The 19472-nt window shown below is 39.5% G+C and carries 7 protein-coding genes; 3 read left to right on the forward strand and 4 right to left on the reverse strand.

The window, feature by feature from the left end:
* Positions 1-216 precede the first annotated feature (216 nt).
* From FVQ77_14675 to FVQ77_14685, 3 genes are all read left to right on the forward strand, one after another.
* On the forward strand, positions 217-2838 hold the full coding sequence (locus FVQ77_14675; GenBank protein MBW8051551.1) for a BamA/TamA family outer membrane protein: 2622 nt from the start codon (positions 217-219) through the stop codon (positions 2836-2838).
* A gap of 180 nt (positions 2839-3018) precedes the next feature.
* On the forward strand, positions 3019-3555 hold the full coding sequence (locus FVQ77_14680; protein MBW8051552.1) for an OmpH family outer membrane protein: 537 nt from the start codon (positions 3019-3021) through the stop codon (positions 3553-3555).
* Between the two features lie 83 nt (positions 3556-3638).
* On the forward strand, positions 3639-4259 hold the full coding sequence (locus FVQ77_14685) for an OmpH family outer membrane protein (protein MBW8051553.1): 621 nt from the start codon (positions 3639-3641) through the stop codon (positions 4257-4259).
* Between the two features lie 289 nt (positions 4260-4548).
* Here the strand turns inward: FVQ77_14685 and FVQ77_14690 are convergent, their stop codons facing one another.
* From FVQ77_14690 to FVQ77_14705, 4 genes are all read right to left on the reverse strand, one after another.
* Positions 4549-5184, reverse strand: coding sequence for a lipoprotein signal peptidase (locus FVQ77_14690; protein ID MBW8051554.1), 636 nt, complete (start codon positions 5182-5184; stop codon positions 4549-4551).
* Positions 5185-8868 carry an isoleucine--tRNA ligase gene (locus tag FVQ77_14695; protein MBW8051555.1) on the reverse strand — a complete coding sequence of 1228 codons (3684 nt, stop codon included), beginning with the start codon at positions 8866-8868 and terminating at the stop codon, positions 5185-5187.
* A 97-nt stretch (positions 8869-8965) separates the two neighbouring features.
* Complete coding sequence (locus FVQ77_14700) at positions 8966-11401, reverse strand: MMPL family transporter (GenBank protein ID MBW8051556.1); 2436 nt, start codon at positions 11399-11401, stop codon at positions 8966-8968.
* A gap of 543 nt (positions 11402-11944) precedes the next feature.
* Complete coding sequence (locus FVQ77_14705) at positions 11945-19033, reverse strand: PKD domain-containing protein (protein ID MBW8051557.1); 7089 nt, start codon at positions 19031-19033, stop codon at positions 11945-11947.
* Positions 19034-19472 lie beyond the last annotated feature (439 nt).

A 19472-nucleotide genomic window follows, 5' to 3' on the forward strand; every position in this document is an offset into this window, starting at 1 on the left:
GCAGTCTCCAGTCGGCAATCTACAGTCCCCAGTCAGCAAAAAACAATTGCCGACTGCCGATTGTGGACTGCCGACTGTGGACTGCCGACTGTGGACTGCCGACTGCCGATTATGGACTGCCGACTGCCGACTTAAAGGTATTCAATGTGATTTTGAAAAATTATGCATTTTGCAACGTTGGTTTAAACTAAAGCCTTAATTTATTATCTGATATTTATGAAAAAACTCATATTTATTATTTCTCCTTTTCTCTGTTCTCAGGTATTGTTGGCTCAGATACCGTTTGCAAACCCTTCTGCCATTGATATCGATTATTCAAATCCTCAGGAGTATGAAATAGGAGGTATTACAGTCAGTGGCATTCAATTCCATGATCAGAACGTTTTGATATCTCTGACAGGTCTCAAAGTTGGAGACATTATCACGATCCCCGGTGAAGAAATAAGTAAAGCCATCCGGAACTTGTGGGACCAGGGCATTCTTGGTGATGTTGCCGTATCAGTTACAAAAATTGAAGGCAATTACCTGTTCCTTGAATTTCAACTCAAAGAAAGGCCACGCTTGTCCAAATTCTCTTTTTCCGGTGTTAATAAGTCACAGGCTGATGAAATAAGAGAGAGTATACGACTGATCAAGGGACGTGTTGTTACAGATGCACTTGTTAAAAACACACAAACTTCTGTTAAAAAATACTTTGTGGAAAAGGGATTTTTAAATATTGAAGTAAAAATAGTGCAAGTGAAAGATACGCTTATACCCAATAGTATTATTCTGAAAATAAATGTAGATAAAAAACAAAAAGTAAAGATCAATGAAATAATCATCCATGGCAATGAAAAACTTTCTATTGCAAAGATAAAACGGGCGCTTAAAGAAACGAAAGAAAAAGGAATATTCAAGCCATTTTACAGGTTAGATTCATTTATGTTAACTCGTGTTAAGCATCTGTTTAAACCTGATTCTACCACTTTTTTAGTTGAGCTTAACCATTATTTGAAAGAAAGAACAAAATTAAGGGTGTTTAAATCCGCAAAATTTCTCAAAACTTCCTATGAAGAAGATAAAAGAAACATCATTGAAAAATACAATGTACATGGATACCGTGATGTAACGATCGCCTTTGATACTATTTATCCTGTAAATGATCAATTAATAAATATTGAAATAACCATGGATGAGGGCAGGAAATATTATTTCCGAAGTATTACCTGGACAGGCAATTATATCCATGATGATAAGTACCTGCAGGCAATCCTGGGTATCAAAAAAGGAGATGAATATAACCTGGAAATGCTCAATAAAAAGCTAAATTACAACCCCTCCGGATTGGATGTAAGCTCCCTTTATCTTGACAATGGATACCTCTTCTTTAATGTACAGCCGGTAGAAGTGCTTATCGAAGATGACTCTATTGATGTAGAAATGCGGATCTATGAAGGGCCTCAGGCTATCATTAATAAAGTTACCGTTACAGGTAATACCAGGACTAACGACCATGTTATTCTCCGGGAGATCAGGACGCTGCCCGGACAAAAGTTCAGCCGTTCAGACCTAATCAGGTCTCAAAGAGAGATTGCACAATTGGGCTATTTTAACCCGGAAACAATAGGCATCAATCCAATACCAAACCCCCAGGACGGTACCGTAGATATAGAATACATCGTAGAAGAAAAACCGAGCGACCAGATCCAGCTTTCTGGCGGCTGGGGAGGATATTTGGGCTTTACCGGCACCTTAGCGTTGATCTTTAATAATTTTTCTGTAAAAAAAATACCCAAACCCAGGGAATGGGGCGGTATTTTACCCGGTGGTGACGGCCAGAGGCTTTCAATAAGCGCCCAGGCAAACGGGAAAAGATTCCAGGTTTATTCTATTTCATTCACTGAACCATGGCTGGGAGGGAGAAAACCAAACTCATTTACTGTGAGCCTTAGCCGTTCAATCCAAAGGAGTTTAGTGACGGAAAATGGAAAATTGGTACAAAAGGGATTTTTTAAAGTTTCCAGTGCAACACTTCACCTCGGAAGAAGACTCACCGTTCCTGATGATTATTTTACCCTGAGCCACTCACTCTCATATACATTATATGACTTTCTGAACCCGCCTATTTTTAATTCATTAGGAAGTGATACGGGAACCTCTAATAAAATTGCCTTAGTAAATACTTTATCAAGAAATAGTATTGATAATCCCACTTACCCGAGAAGAGGATCTTCAATCTCTTTGAGCTTCACTGCCACACCACCTTTTTCTCTATTTTATGATATAAACGAACTACCTACTGAAAAAAGATTCAAATGGATAGAATATCACAAATGGATGTTTGACTATAGAACTTATTTAAAATTGGCAGGAAATTTGGTATTGAACATCAGGTCGCATTTTGGATTTATTGGTTCCTATAATAATGAGCTGGGTATTGGTCCCTTTGAACGATTCATGATGGGTGGTGATGGTTTATCAGGATTTGATTGGATATTAGGAACCGACATAGTCGGTTTAAGGGGTTATCCCAATAATTCTCTTCCCGGTGATAGAGGAAATGGCGGTGGCGTGGTTTTTGATAAATTTGTTTTTGAATTGCGCTACCCTGTTTCGCTAAATCCTATGGCTACCCTGTATGTATTAGCGTTTGTTGAAGGAGGAAACAACTGGGGAAGCTATGACGACTACAACCCGTTTGATATATACCGCTCTGCCGGAATAGGCGCAAGAATATTTATGCCTGCATTCGGGCTGATCGGTTTTGATTATGGCTGGGGATTTGACGATATTCCGGGAGTGCCAAGAGCTGAGAAAGGAGAGTTTCATTTTACGATTGGGCAGCAGATACGGTAATTAGTGTCTGTCTATAAATATAGAGCAATTACAAAAACCGCTAAAGCGGTTAATATCTTTTTAGGTTGTCATTAACCCCTGACTTAAGTCAGGGGTTAATGAAGAACTATAATACACAAACCGTTTTAACGGTTTTGTTTAATAACGAACTTACTTTAAATATAAATTAACATTTTTATTATGAAACAGTTAGCAATTTTATTAATCATGGGCTTTATTTCAATTCAGGCCACCAATGCCCAAAAATTCGGCTACGTTGATACGGAGTATATTCTCAACAAAATGCCCGAATATAAGAAAGCTCAAAAAGAAATTGATAAGCTATCGGCTGTATGGCAGAGTGAAATTGAGGATTTGTATAAAGAAATAGACAAAATGTACAAAGACTACCAGGCCGAAGAAATTCTTTTGACCGAAGAAATGAAAAGGGATCGCCAGGAAGAGATCATCAAAAAAGAAAAAGAGGGAAAAGAATACCAGAAGAAGATCTTTGGTTATGAAGGGTTGCTGTTCCTTAAAAGGCAGGAACTCATAAAGCCCATACAGGACGAAATATTTGAAGCCGTGCAGGCTGTGGCTAAAGAAAAAAAATTACAAGTGATCTTCGATAAATCCGGTGACCTGGTAATGATCTATACCCACCCCCAGCACGACTATACCGACTATGTGCTGGAAGAACTCGGGTTTGGCGATAAAGAGGATACGGTGCAGGAATGATTTGTAAAAAAATATAATCTTAATAAAAAAACATTAACTTTGTCCCGCATAGATCATATTTACAGGACAATTTTTTTATAATCATGAAAAGTAACTTATTAGAAGATCGTAAGGTGCAGAGGGCAAAACGCTTCCGGGTAAATCGGGATGCTATGTACCCTGCGCTACAAGTGCTCATTGCATTCATCCTTATCTTTAATCTGACAGCAAACGCCCAGACCAAAACTTTAAAGATCGGCTACACCAACATAGAGTATATATTAAACGTGTTACCGGAAAGCAAGCAGGTAAACTCTGAGCTTATTACTTACAAAGCGCAGTTAGACAAACAATACCAGGCAAAAGCCAAAGAATTTATGGAAAAGAATGCTGCCTACGAAAGAGGCGCTGCAACGATGACCGAAGTGATCAGGGCAGACAAAGAAAAGGAGCTTATAAACCTGCAGGATGAGATACGTGAATTTGAAAGAAATGCTGAGCAATCATTGATCAAAAAGCAGGGGTCATTAATGTCGCCATTGCTGGAAAAAGTACAAAATGCCATTGACCAGGTTGCAGAAGAAAACGGGTATACCTACATCTTTAACTCCGATGCCAATTTTGGTTCAGTCCCTATCTTACTCCATTTTCCCAAAACCGGCAATATTTCCGATCTGGTCTTTAAAAAACTTGGGGTTACTCCGCCTGCTTCCGGAGGTAAATAAGGAAATAGGGAAATAAGGAAATAAGGGTTGGCTATCATCGGATGACTCTCTGGGTTGTGCGTTGGGGTCATCCGATGAATTTGCTGGCAAACAAATAAGGGAATAGGGAAATAAGGGAAATAGTAACTAAATTCTTAAATCTTGACACTTTTTGGCAGAATATTTTTATACATTCTGAAACAAGTCCACAGTCGCCAGTGTTGCTGACTGCCGATTGCCGACTGTTGACTGTTGACTGTTGATTAATAACTTGTTTGGTTCTGGCTGCGCCAGCTTAGGGATATATCCTTTATTTCCTTATTCCTTTATTTCCTTTATACCCTTCTTCATTACCTTCTTCCCATTCTTCCATAAATCCCCCTTTCAAAAATTTTTTCTGCATTGTAAGAATGACCACCACCGCTACAAATATTGAAGCATCTGCTATGTTAAAGATGGGCCATAGCGAAAGATGAAAATCACCGTAAAAGGGTATCCATACCCAGCCCTCCCATATATCTACGTAAAACATATCAATCACCTGGCCGTGAAACCAGCGAATAGGGGCATTATAGGGTGCGTTATCTAAGAAAACCCCGTAAAAAGTACTATCAATAACATTTCCAACAGCGCCACCAAGTATCAAAGCCCCACACCAGAGTAAACCGGGGTGTACTTGCCTTTTTGCTAATTTTAAAAGGTAGATGGCTATTGCTATCATTGCAACTAAACGAAACAGTGTCAGGAACAACTTACCATAATTTGTTCCTACTTCCAACCCAAAAGCCATGCCCGGATTTAATGTATAGAGCAGCTTGAACCAATCACCAAAGATAGGGATCGTTCCGGCAGGGCCTAAATCCATATTAAAATGAATCAGTAATTTCACTACCTGGTCCAGGATAATAATACCGAAACTTAATATATAGTATTTATAATATTTCACCTAAAGTTTCTCCAATTTAATGATCAATTCGTGGCCATCAATATTAATTGCTTTCCCATCGCTGATCTTTGAAAAATCAAAGCTCAATGCCAGTGTTTCTTTGCAAATATTTTCTTTATGCAATTCTATAGCTGCATTTATCAGGGAGCTGGAATTTTCCTCAACACGGATATTTATTTTGTCCTGGACCTCAAACCCCATGTCTTTTCTTAGATTCTGGATCCTGTTTACAAGCTCCCTGGCAATTCCTTCTTGTCGCAGTTCATCTGTTATATTTATATCCAGCGCAACGGTAATCCCTTCTACACCGGCAACTGACCATCCGGGGATATCATCGAAACTGATCTCTACATCTTCTAAAGTTAAAGTGATTCTTTTTCTGTTTAGTTTGATAACGTAATTTCTTTCTCTTTCAAATTGAGCAATATCTTCCTGCCTCATATTACCGATTGCAGCAGCCAGCAGTTTCATTTTTGGTCCGTATTGTTTCCCTAATCTTTTATAATTAGGCTTGATCTTCTTTACCAGAAAACCTGAAGAATCATCAATATACTCAATATTTTTGACGTTAACTTCAGAGAGGATCAGTTGTTGAACCGACTGGATATGCAGCCTGGTTTTTTTATTCAATACAGGGATCAATATGCGCGTTAATGGCTGGCGAACTTTGATATTATGCTTTTTACGTAAAGAATGTAACAGTGAAGAAATTTGCTGTGCTAAACGCATTTTTTCCTCAAGTTTGTGGTCAATAGCTTTATGATCAGCTTCTGGAAAATCAGTAAGATGAACAGAACGAATTTTAGATTGTAAATCTAAAAACAACTGTTCCATATAGAATGGAGCTATTGGTGAAGCAAGCCTGGCGACAATTTCAAGACACTCATAGAGCGTTTGATAAGCGGCTGTTTTGTCGTCACTTTGTTCTGTTTTCCAATATCTTTTCCTGTTTAAACGTACATACCAGTTACTAAGGTCATCAATCACAAAATCCTGAATGGCCCGGACAGCCTTGGTAGGCTCGTAGTCGCTAAGTACATTTTCTACTACAAGGATCAGGCTATTAAGCTTTGAGATGATCCATTTGTCACTTTCTGTTCGCTGACTGACCGGAATAACCTTCCCTTTCTCACGCAAGAGTGGATAGGTAAAGTGATCTAAATTGGCATATAGTGCAAAAAAACTATAAGTGTTGTGCAATGTCCCGAAAAACCTTCTCTGTATTTCACCAATACCATTGGCGTCAAATTTAAGATTTTCCCAGGGAGGTGCATTTTCCATCATATACCAGCGTGTTGCATCCGGTCCGTATGTTTTGATAGTTTCAAACGGGTCCACAGCATTGCCAATACGTTTAGACATCTTGTTGCCTTCTTTATCCAATACCAATCCATTAACGAGCACGTTTTTAAATGCCACACTATTAAACAACATTCCTCCAATCGTATGCAAAGTAAAGAACCAGCCCCTGGTTTGATCCACACCTTCTGCAATGAAATCAGCTGGGAAAGCAGCCTGATGAGGTAGTGTGCTTTCTATCAATTCCTTATTTTCAAAAGGATAGTGATGTTGAGCATAAGGCATTGCCCCAGAATCAAACCATACGTCTATAAGATCAGGTTCACGGCAATATAGTACAGATTTTTTACTGATTTTGTCTTCTTTAATAAATGCTAACTTATCAATATCCGGCCTATGTAAATCAATTTTATCAATTACATCTTTTGCGGAGGTTAGATAATTTGTATTAATTGAAATTTCATTATTCTGGAAATCAACTGGTAAGAAATCACTTTCTGCCAAATTTTGTAAATTTAATTTATTATGTGTTCCCGAATAATGTAGATCTTTTATTAATTTATTTTCTGAATCAGTTAACGTTTTATCAGAATAAATTTTTCGAGAGATTATTTTTACTCTACTTTTAAAGTCATCAAAATTCTCACCCTCAAAATAATACCACCCGTTTTCTTCAAATTCTTTCAGACTACCAACACATTTTGCATCATGCATTACGTAAGGTTTAGCCCTCCAGATTGGCAGTGGAGTACCCCAATATCGTGAACGGGAAAGATTCCAGTCAACTATGTTTTCAAGCCAGTTCCCAAAACGTCCTGAACCGGTACCGGCAGGCTTCCAGTTTATTGTCTTGTTCAGCTTAATTAATTTATCCTTGAAAGCAGTGGTTTTTATAAACCACGAATCCAGTGGATAATATAAAATGGGCTTATCGGTTCTCCAGCAATGGGGATATGAATGTGTATGTTTTTCAACCCTGAATGCTTTATTTTCTTCCTTGAGCTTTATGGCGATCAATACATCAGTTGGTTTATCTGGCACATCTTTTTCATTCCTTCCGGAGGCATTATCAGGGTCATTAGAAACATCAGTTGATATATCTCTGTACTCTGCTCTCACGTACCTGCCTGCAAAATCAGTAACCTCTTTTACAAAACGTCCTTGCTTATTTACTAAGGGCATGTCGTTTCCATTCTCATCTTTTACGAGGATAGAAGGGATACCATTCTGGGTACAAACCTTGTAGTCATCTGCACCAAAGACCGAAGCGGTATGCACAATGCCTGTTCCTTCTTCTGTGGATACAAAATCGCCAATGATAACCCGGAAAGCCGGTTTTTCGGGTTGAACATAAGGCATAAGCTGCTCGTAATTTATTCCCTCCAGTTCTTTGCCTTTATATTCTCCGGCTATTTCGTAAGGAATAATTTTATCTCCCGGTTTATAATCTTTTAGGGGCTGGGTCCCGATAATATCGGGATGTGCCACATTCCCTTGCCCTACAGGGAAATAATTTTCTACGAGATCTTTTGCCAATATCACGCTTATTGGTTTATAGGTGTATTGGTTGTAAGTTTTGACCTTTACATATACAATATCCTTTCCTATTGCCACAGCACAGTTTGAAGGCAATGTCCAGGGGGTGGTCGTCCAGGCCAAGAAAAACACCACTTCTTCACTCCCATCTCCTCTATGAGAGGGGTCGGGGATGAGATACAAAAACTCTGATTTTTCATCACGTATCACTTTAAATTGAGCCGTAATGGCAACATCTTTTATTTCCCGGTAACATCCCGGCATGTTGATCTCATGAGAGCTTAAGCCGGTTCCTGCTGCGGGTGAGTAAGGTTGAATACTGTAGCCTTTGTATAAAAGTTTTTTTTCGTAAAGTTTCTTCAGCAGATACCAGACCGATTCTATATAGTTATTATCAAAAGTGATGTATGGATCGTTGAGGTCTATCCAAAATCCCATGATCTCGGTGAGCTCTTCCCACTGCTTTTTGAATTTCATCACGGCCTGACGGCATTGCTGGTTATAGGCAGCTACGGAAATTTTTTTACCAATGTCTTCCCTGGTAATACCAAGCTCCTTTTCAACCTGTAGCTCTACAGGCAGCCCATGTGTATCCCAACCGCCCTTTCTTTTTACCTGGAATCCTTGCATGGTTTTATAACGGCAGAAAATATCCTTTACCGTACGTGCCATCACATGGTGAATGCCGGGTGTACCATTTGCCGAGGGGGGTCCTTCATAAAACGTGTAGGGTGGTTTTCCAGTTCTGCTTGTTATAGATCTTTCAAAGATGTTATTTTTCTTCCAGTAAGATAATATTTCTTTCCCTGTTTTTGCAAGGTTGATATTTTTGTATTCTTTATATTTCATCTAAGAAATTACTTCTAATGGGCATCTCTAAAAACTACACCATACATTCCCCTCTATCAAGAGGGGCAAGGGGTGTGTTTTAAAAAATATGTAGTTTTTAGAGATGCCCTAATTGTTTAACATCTATCTCTTCATCCTCATCTTCCGAATAAAATCCCTTATATTCCTCCTGAATGTCTTTTTTACGTCTTCCCTGATCAAATGTGAGCAGCAGAGAAGGTAATACGGTTAAGTTTGTCAGCATGGCAAAAAATAACGTGATAGTGATAAGCACGCCCAGGGCGATAGTGCCTCCAAAATCAGAACCTGCAAAAATTACAAATCCTGCTAAAAGCACCAATGAAGTATATATCATGCTTGTGCCTGTTTCTTTAAGACTGATCGAAACTGCCAACGGTACCCTAAAATTGTTGCTAAAAAGTTCCTGTCTGTATTTTGCAAGATAGTGAATGGAGTCATCAACAGATATCCCAAAAGCAATACTAAAAATAATCGCTGTGCTCGGCTTTAATGGAATGCCAAAATAGCCCATCAAACCCCCGGTAATCAAAAGAGGGATCACATTGGGGATGATAGAGATCAGGATCGTTCTGAAATTACCAAACAATACCGCCATTATACAACCTATAAGCAGAAGTGCAAGCAGCAAGCTGTATTTTAAATTTCTAACTAAGTATTTGTTTCCACTTAAAAATAATAATGTAGTGCCTGTTATTTCTATATCAAAATTGCCATCACCGAACAATTCTTTAATTTTAGGTTTAATTACTGAATCGACTAAAAAGTCCATTTTTTGAGAACCAATATCAGCCACCCTGGTAGAAATACGCATTGTCTGACCTGTAGAATCAACAAACATAGCCATCCTACCAGCCCCCCCTAAATCCCCCTCGCCACTACTCCTTACCGAATCGGTGAATGGGTGAATCGGTGAATCGGTGAATTGCTTCGTTTTCTTTCTCTCCGTTTCTCCAATTCCCCGTTTCTCCGATTCAGGTGGGCTGTTAGGGGGGCTTCTCATATACCTGGAAATAATATTCTTGTCTTGGTTAGAGGGAAGTTGATAAAAATCAGGATGTCCGTTGTAATAAGCTTGTTTGGCTGCTTTTACAAAGCTGACTAACGAAACAGGTACTGCAATACCAGGTTGTTCCTTTAGAAAATTTTCAAATTTTTCTACTTTTCTAAGGGTTGAAAGATTGGAAGTTCCTTTCTTTTTACCTGTATTGATAACAAATTCAAGAGGCATAACACCTGTGAAATTTTTCTCAAAAAATATCAGGTCAGTCTGTATATTGCTGGTTTTAGGCAGATCGTCAACCATGTGGGCAATGGTTCTTATTTTCATGATACCAATAATTGAAATGATCACTATAATTGAAGCGAGACTATATATGGCAGGTCTGTATTTAATGGCAATGCTGTCAAGCCAATGGAGCAGCTTTGACAATAGTATAAAATCTAAATGTTTCAGTTGTCTTGTATTTGGCGGAGGAAGATAAGAGAAAATCGTGGGGATCAGGATAATGCTCACGATAAATACTGAAAGCGTACTTAAACTGGCTACAATACCAAATTCTTTAAGAAGGGGTATGTTTGTAAATAAAAGGACTACAAACCCTACTGCGGTAGTTGCGTTGGTGATCAGGGTAGCTAAACCTATTTTTCTCAGTACCTTACTCAGGGCTTTCGCCTGGTTACTGTGCTTTTTATACTCCTGGTGATATTTGTTCATCAGGTAGATACAATTAGGTATTCCAATAATGATTATGATAGGTGGTATCAAAGCTAACAACATGGTTATTTTATAATTTAAAAGTACCATGATACCTACAGACCATGTAGCTGCTGTTCCAATAACTATTAATGGGAAAATTAGGGCATATAAGGAACGGTAAAATAGTAAAAGGATCAGTCCGGTAACGATTATGGCAAGTAGAATAAAAAATCTTATCTCTGAAGTGACTTTAGTGACCGTTATTGTACGGATATAAGGTAAGCCCGAATAATAAAGCTTTATATTTGCAGTAGTTGAGAATTTATCAGTCAGGGCTTTTATCTCTTTAATGATAACTCGTCTTTTTACTGAATTAAGAACCCCTTGGTCAATATATACTAACAGGAGGGTAGCGCTGCTTTCCTTATTGAATAATTGTCCCTCGTAAAATTTTATATTCCTGGAAAGCGTGAGCAAGCTGTCAAGGGTTTGTTGACTGTTTAGAGTATTATCAAATAAAGGTGTTAGTATAAACTGCTTTTTTTCTTCATCCTTTACAAGCAACTGCAGCCTGGGTAATGATAATACTTCATTGATACCGTTGATCCGGGCTATTTCATTTCCCAGTTTTAAGTATTGTAAAAAGTTTTTAAGCTTGAATAAGCTGCTGTCTTTGATCCCGATGACAAAGATGTTCCCATCTTCACCAAATACTTTCTTAAACTCATTTAAAAATATGAATTGCGGGTCATCAACAGGTACAATCTTTGAATATTGGTCATAAGCAATCTTCACATCTTTTCCTTTGTAGGCCATAAAAGCTGTAACGAGCCCTAAAGCTATGATCAAAAGAAGTCTGTATTTTATAATGATATGAGCAAGCCTGGTAAACACCTGTGCCGAATGTATATGTTTATCCCGTCCCGGGTACCCGGGATGGGGAGGGATCTCTCCCCGGTGAAAATACAAAGGTAATAATTTTTCATTAAAAAAGTATTTGTATCACGTAAGGCTCCTAAGATTAACTCATCCCGGGTACTCGGGATGAATTAAAGCCCCCGAGTACTCGGGGGAAATTATTTTTAAGTATATTGTCACTTTATTCAAAACCGTTAATTAGTAGGAAAGGCACATAGGGGATTCAATCCATGCTTGAATTGCTGGTGACTTTGGAAGATAATACGGAAGCGTTTTATGAAAAATGGCTTGTATTCTCGTCAGACCACTAAACGTTGGGTTTTGTGTAAGAAAGTGGTCAACAAGTAAGGGCGATAAGCATTTAGCAATATCTAATATCCAACACCTGTACTGATAAAATCGGGATCAAATAAACAGAAACCAGTTACCAGAACCCAAAACCTACTTGCTAATACCAACATTCTTCATGACCATGCCTTTGTTGGTTTGTATTTGCAGGAAATAGAGGCCGGGAGCAAGGCCGGAAACATCCAATTCATGCGTATTGTTATTATTGGGTTTATTAACAATAACAACCTGGCCTAAAGAATTGATCATTGTTATCATGTTTAGCCGGATATTATTGGCATCAATGATCAGAACATCATTTGCGGGGTTAGGATATATTTTCAGATTGCTTAAAAGTTCAAGATCTGAAATACCAGAAATAATTACAGGTGTTTGAGCTGATTTTCCTGAACAGCCATTTGCATCTGTAACCCATACAGCATACAAGCCGGTTTGGCTGGCAATATAAACTTGTGATGTCGCTCCGATGATAATAGTATCATCATTGAAAAGCCATTGGTATGAACTGTAAGTAGTGTCAACTGTCAATACGCTATCAAATTGTTGACTTATGGATGGGGTAGGTAATGGATTTACCGCCATAACCACCACATTGGAAGTTGCTGGTGAACCTGTAGCACAGGTTAATGTAGAAGTCATTATACATGTGACACTATCTCCATTGTTTAATGCTGAAGAAGAATAGCTTGAATCAGTACCAACATTAACTCCATTGACCTGCCATTGATAAGTTGGTGTACCACCATTTGTTTGGGTGGCAGTAAATATCACATTGTCCCCTGCACATATTGGAGGATTGGGACTGGCTGATATAAGTACACTTGCCGGCAAGGATGGAGTCACCGTGATAATAACAGCATTTGACGTGGCGGGTGAACCAGTAACACACGACAGAGATGAAGTCATAATACAGGTAACAGCATCACCGTTAGTTAAGTTTGTAGTAGCGTAAGTTGGTGAATTTGTGCCTACATTTCCTCCATTTACTTGCCATTGATAAGCCGGTGTACCTCCTTCATTTGTCGGGGTGGCAGTAAAGGTTAAATTATCACCTGCACATATTGTATTGGTAGTCGAAGTTATGGAAACACTTGCAGGTGCTAAAGTATTTACCGTTACTGCCATGCTTACAGAATTCCCTGTACAGCCGTTTACATCTGTCTCTGTCACCTGTATATTGCCGCTTGTTGTATCCCAATTCACGGTAATAAGATTGGCGCCCTGACCTGAAGCTATAACAGCTCCGGGAGGTGCAGTCCAATTATAAGCTGAGCCGGCACTAAAGGTTACAGAATAAACCACACCAGGTTCATTTTCACATACAGATGAAATGCCTGTTATGGCAGAAGTTGATGGGAGTGGATTAATAGTGATTATCACATCATCAGTAGAGCTACAGGGGCCATTTGAAATCGTCCATCTTAAAGTAACAGAAGTTCCAGCAACAAGCCCGGTAACAGTAGAGGTAGAAGATGAAGGTGTTGTTATAGTAGCTGCACCGGTAACAACAGTCCATGCTCCTGTACCTGTTATTGGCGCATTACCTGTCAGTGCAGTTGAGGTTGTATCACATAGCGTCTGATCAAGTCCTGCATTAGAAGTCGTAGGCAATCCATATACATTGATGACTACATCATCAGTGGAGCTTGCACAAATACCGTTTGAAATAGTCCAGCTTAAGGTAACAGAATCATCTAAGACAAGCCCTGTTACACCGGAATTAGGTAATGAAGGTGAGGTTACTGTGGCAGTGCCTGTAACCGACCATGTTCCTGTTCCTACGAATGGTATATTACCAGCCAGTGTAGTAGTTGTTAAATTACAAATATCCTGATCAAGTCCGGCATTTGCAATATCAGGTGATCCATCTACAGTGATAACTACAGTACTAAAGGGGCTTTGACAACCGGCAACTGTTTGGGTTACATAATAAGTATTTGTGCCTGCAACAAGGGATGGGTTATAGATAGAACCTGTGCCAATCAAATTTGTTAAACCTAAATCATCGAACCATTCAATATTAGTTCCTGTCGCAGTGAGGTTAGCAGCAAAAGCTGTATCAACATCACAATAAGTGGTATCTGTTCCGGCTGCAGGCGCTGATGGTGCTCCCGGAGCTGAGACAATTAAGGTGCTGCCGGTAACCGCACAACCATTAGCATCAGACACGACTACAGGATAGCTGCCTGTGCTTAAACTATCAAAAAATCCACTGACAGAATAGTTACCGCCTCCGTCAATAGAATATTGTAATGGTGGCGTTCCACCGCTTGCAGTGATCGTGATAGTTCCATCATTTGTTCCACAAGAAGTTTCACCTGTTGTATCTTCTGTAACAATAGTGGGAGAGGGATTCGCTGTGACCACAACAGTATCAGCAGAGCTGGCACAAGAGCCATTTGAAATGGTCCATTGTAAAGTGGCAGAAGCCCCCAAAACAAGACCTGTAACACCTGATGTTGGTAATGAAAGCGTTGTAATGGCGGCTGTACCGGAAAAAACGCTCCATGCTCCGGTTCCTACCGATGGAAAATTAGCTGTTAGTGTAGTAAAGGTATCGCAAATGGCTGTATCAAGCCCGGCATCAGAAGTAGTAGGTAATTTATCTACGGTGATCGTTACATCATCAAATGAGCTGGTACAGACTCCGTTAGAAATGGTCCATCTTAAAATGGCTGAAAAGCCAATACCAAGCCCTGTAACACCTGAAGTGGGGGATGAAGGTGTTGTGATTGTAGCAGTACCTGATACCACACTCCATGCTCCTGTACCCACCGTTGCAGTATTACCTGCAAGCGCAGTTGTAGTTGCATTACAAATATTCTGATCCAGGCCGGCAGCAGATATAGTGGGTGAGTTATCTACAGTGATAACTACCAAACTATAAGGACTTTGACAGCCGCTAACTGTCTGTGTTACATAAAAATTGTTTGTGCCAACAGCAAGGGATGGGTTAAAGGTAGAACCTGTACCAACCAAATTGGTTAAACCTATATCATCGAACCATTCAATATTAGTTCCTGTCGCAGTGAGGTCAGCAGCAGAAGCTGTATCAACATCACAATAAGTTGCGTCAGTTCCTGCTGTTGGTACAGCAGGCGTAGCATTTACAGTCACAGTAACAACATCCTGATCTTCGCAGAAATTTGAGGCAATGCCCGTCACAGTATAGGTGGTTGTGGAAACCGGTGCAGCAATAACAGTATCACCTGAATTAGTATCCAGACCCGTAGATGGTGACCAGAAATAATTGTCAGCTCCATTTGCAATAAGCATCGTAGATCCTCCAGAACATAATGTATCGCCTGGAGGTGTAACCGTTACGATTGGATTGGCATTTATTGTAACAGTAACATAACCGGTATCATCCGCACAACCTGCAACGGCTGCTATTACGGTATAGGGGGTAGTAACTGCAGGAAATGCATTCACAGAGGAGCCTGTAGGTGAGCTTAAGCTTGCTGAAGGTGACCATGTATAGGATGTAAATCCCCCAGCGGCAGTTAATGTGGTGGTATCCCCATCACATATAAAAGATGAAGGACTCAAAGCAAGCGTTGGACAAGCATCAACAACATTTAATCTTACAAAAGGAGTTGAAAAGAGTAAATACCAGGTGCCGGTGCCGGCTGTATCTCTTAGGAATGATGTACCTAATGGTTGATCAATATCACTTCCTGTAGCAAAGGCAACAGTATCGCCAAAATTGGGCTGAGCAATTACTGCCAGGTAAAAATCAGGCGCCAGGGTTGGTATATTTAGAAATGGTAAAGTAATAAATCCTGTGGCAATATCGGCTTGAATAATTGTATAGCTGGCCGAAGAATCAACAGGTGTTAAGAAACCATCATATAGAAAGGCTTTAATGGCGCTGCCTGCAGTAGTAGCTGCATGTAAGAAAACAGAGACAGATGCTGCGCCCTGCGAATTAATTATTTCAAAAACATTGCCGGCTTCGTAACTATTCCCTGCTCCGTTCCAAAGACCAGCTCCCGTGTAAACCCCGTTATCTCTTGCATATACAGAATCGGATACTACAAAAAATGCTGAGTCTGAATTATCAGGTGGGAATTCTTCTGCCTGTGTTTGAGTTAAGGTAAAGTCCATTTTGTAGCTGCCACCTGGTGAAGGCGTGAAAGATGAAGTCATCGTTACTAATGAATCAGCGCCTGATGCTAATGAAGTAAGTGCAGCGCTGGATCCGGAAAAAGTACCACTTCCCGTAATATTAACATTCAGAACAACGTTGCTTTGAGCGTTAGCGCCATTATTGGCAACCCTGCCTTCAAAGGTAATAGGAACTACCTGGCTTTCTGGAATTGAAGAATAATATGGTACGGTATTTATGGCGAGATCATTATTATAAGGTGTATAAACAAAATTTGGACGAATAACAAATGCAAGTTGAAACCCACCTAAATTTTCAAGGTTATTGAACGCCCCGCCATTAATACTGGCAAAGGTTGTATTAGGTGTATAAATATTATCAGAGTAAACACCAAATAAACTGTCACTTGGAGCATTGAATGCTTCAAGCGCTACAAAATAGGTGCCTGCAGCCAGAACTAAAGGCCCCCCGTTGATTGGCAGCGTTAATATTGCAGAAGGCATATCTCCGGATGTAAGCGTATAATTACTTGATGCACCAAGCAAGGTGTTCGGTAATCCAGCTGCCATATTATAAACTACTAATCTCATAACAGCGCCAACATTACCTGATACCCAGCATGTAATACTTTTCAGATTGTCTGTCGCTTGAAGTTGGTATGTTTGTCCAAAAATGTAATCATTACTGTCACCAGCCCATAGTGAACCCGAACCAGTGCCATCATCCCTTGCATAAACGGTATCTGTTACTTCAAAAGAATTAGACAGAGTATTGTTTCCCGGAACACAATCTGTTGAGTCCTGTGTAACAATAAAATCAACATTATAAATACCTTGCCATGGTGGGGTATAAGTTGTTGATATTGTCAAATTTTGACTTGCTGCAAATGGAATGTTTACAGGGGGGGTAGAACTACCGGAAAACGAGCCATTACCTGTTATATCCACATTTAAGACGGTACCGCTTTGTGGATTAAGACCGTTATTAACAACCCTGCCCCCAAAGGTGATGGGAGCGGCATGAGCAGCGGGTGTTAAAGTATATTCCCAAATGGAAATTGAATCTAAAGCAAGCTCGTTTCCATGCTGCTTATTAATTGTAATATCGTCAACACAAAATCCATATCCCCAGTTACCAAAGTCAGCATAAAAGAACCTGATGCGTACATCATTCATATTATCATAAGCGCTTAAATCTACTGAATAAGTAGTCCAACTCTGAATTTTAGGGATAGTGAAGATTTTATTCCATATAAAACCCCCATCAGTGCTAACTTGAACATAAGTAGTATCCTGATAAATTGGAGTTGCATCATTGCTGCTGTATGAAGTAAAAGTTAAAAAATAACCTGAAAGCCCAGTAAGGTTTATGCTTGGCATTTCAAGGTAATCTGCAGATTTATTACAATTGCAGTTATCATCATTGGTAAAGGCAAATTGTGTATGAGCCGGAGGATTAAAAGAAGTGCTGCTTGCTGTGCCATTATTCCCCGTTTTAAAAAGGTCACTTCCTGCTTGCCCATAGGCAGTCCATCCTGCAGGCAAAGCGGGGATAACTATTCCCTCAAAATTTTCAGAAAAAAGCAACGCACCACACCCTTGCAGTGGAACCACCTCAATATAATTCGTTTTAGTCATAATATTTGAGCCAAATACATTGCTTACGGTCAAAGTAACCGTGAATAATCCAAGTGAATTAAAAGTTATGACAGGATTTTTAGCTGTGGAGGTATTTGGGGTACCGCCGCCACCAAAGTCCCATGACCAAGTTGCAGGAACACCTGTTGAGAGGTCTGTAAAGGTTATATCAGTGCCGTTAACAACAAAAGTAGCGCTGGCAATAAAATCAGCAAGAGGCGGCCCGGTAGCTTCACAACCATCCGATGTTTTTAAGCTTACCCTGGTAGAATTTATAAAACTATTCATTCTTGAAGCCTGGCCTTGGGTAAACACGTTGGAGCAGGCGTCATTAACATAATCCATATAGTTCATAAACATATCATCAGATCCACAGGTGTTTTGAGGGAAAGAAGGACAGCCAAAATATTCAGATAACTGGTTTGGCGTGTCTCCCACCAGGTCACTATCTGTACAATTATTTCCGGAACCTCCCCAGACATGATAAAGTCCGAACCAGTGACCAACCTCATGCGTACCGGTTCTGCCTTCATCATAGGGCCATGATGCTGTTCCTATCGTACCGAAAGTTTGATAATTGATCACTACACCATCTCTCCAGGAAGCAGTGCCGGGGAATGTAGCATAGCCTCCTAACCCTCCGCCTAAATCACAGACCCAGATATTGAGATACTTATCACGATTCCATATATTTTCTCCTCCCTGAGAGGTTAATTTAACATCATCATTGGTTGTAAAAGATGTAACCGATGTGGATGTACGGGTAATACCGCTGGTAGCAACGCCTCCGGGGTCTTTTGTGGCGAGGCAGAATTCAATTTGGGCGTCTGCAGCAATAGATTGGAAAACCGATGGTGTATTAACCGCATCGGCATTTAAACGCCTGAAATCTTCATTTAAAACATCTATTTGCGAAAGAATCTGAGCATCAGAAATATTCTCAGCGCCTGTATTGTAAACAACATGAAAGACGACAGGTATGGTTACTATTACCTGGGCTTGCTTATTCATAGACTGATTGTTAATCCATTTCTGCACCTTTGCTTCATCTTTTATCATTTTCTGTTCAAGTACGGGGTTTTGAGATTTCAGCCATTCCATATACTCAGTTGTACCACATTTTTTTATTTTTGAATTTTGATTTTTTAGTTTTGAGTTTTGACCTGCTTGTACTCCTGCACTTGCCTGAGAAGAATGGTTTTTCTTTACAGATTTTTGACCTGCCTGTGATAATTTTATACCCGGTTCATGCAGGTTTTTGAGCTTTAAACTGCTTTTGCTTATTCCGGTTATTGAGTGTTGTTTGCTGATTGAAATGGTTTTTGGTTGTTTTTTTAAACCAGGTAACGCTTTACCTGGTTGTTTTGTAATTTGCTGTTGAGCAAATATTGTTGCTGCGCTAAGAGCAAATACCAGGAATAATGATGTTTTTTTCATGATGTTGATGGTTTTTAAAAGTGTAAGGTATAAAGTATAAATTTAGATTTTTAGGTATAAAGAAAAGCATAGGTACCCGTTATTTCGGGGGTGTAAAGTTGAGAAATAATTATTAAACTATCAAATTATCTGATAAAAAAATGTGAGACGTGAGAATAACAAATAGTCTCAAATCTCATATTATACGATTATTTCACGTGCATATAGCGTTTAACTTATCATATTCGGCTACTTAATGTGTTATAAGCCTTGCTGTACTTGTGTTTTAGGCGGGGTGCTTAAACGCCCATACCTAAAAATCAAATAGTTAGATGGGCGACTTAAACGCCCATACCTATTAATTTAATTACGATTAACGTCCAACTAACTCCGCCATTTATGGCGGAGATAATCAAACTATACAAACCCTGGGCTTTAGCCCTTATACTTATTAAAACCA

The organism is Cytophagales bacterium (genome assembly GCA_019456305.1).
Classification (GTDB): Bacteria; Bacteroidota; Bacteroidia; order Cytophagales; family VRUD01; genus VRUD01.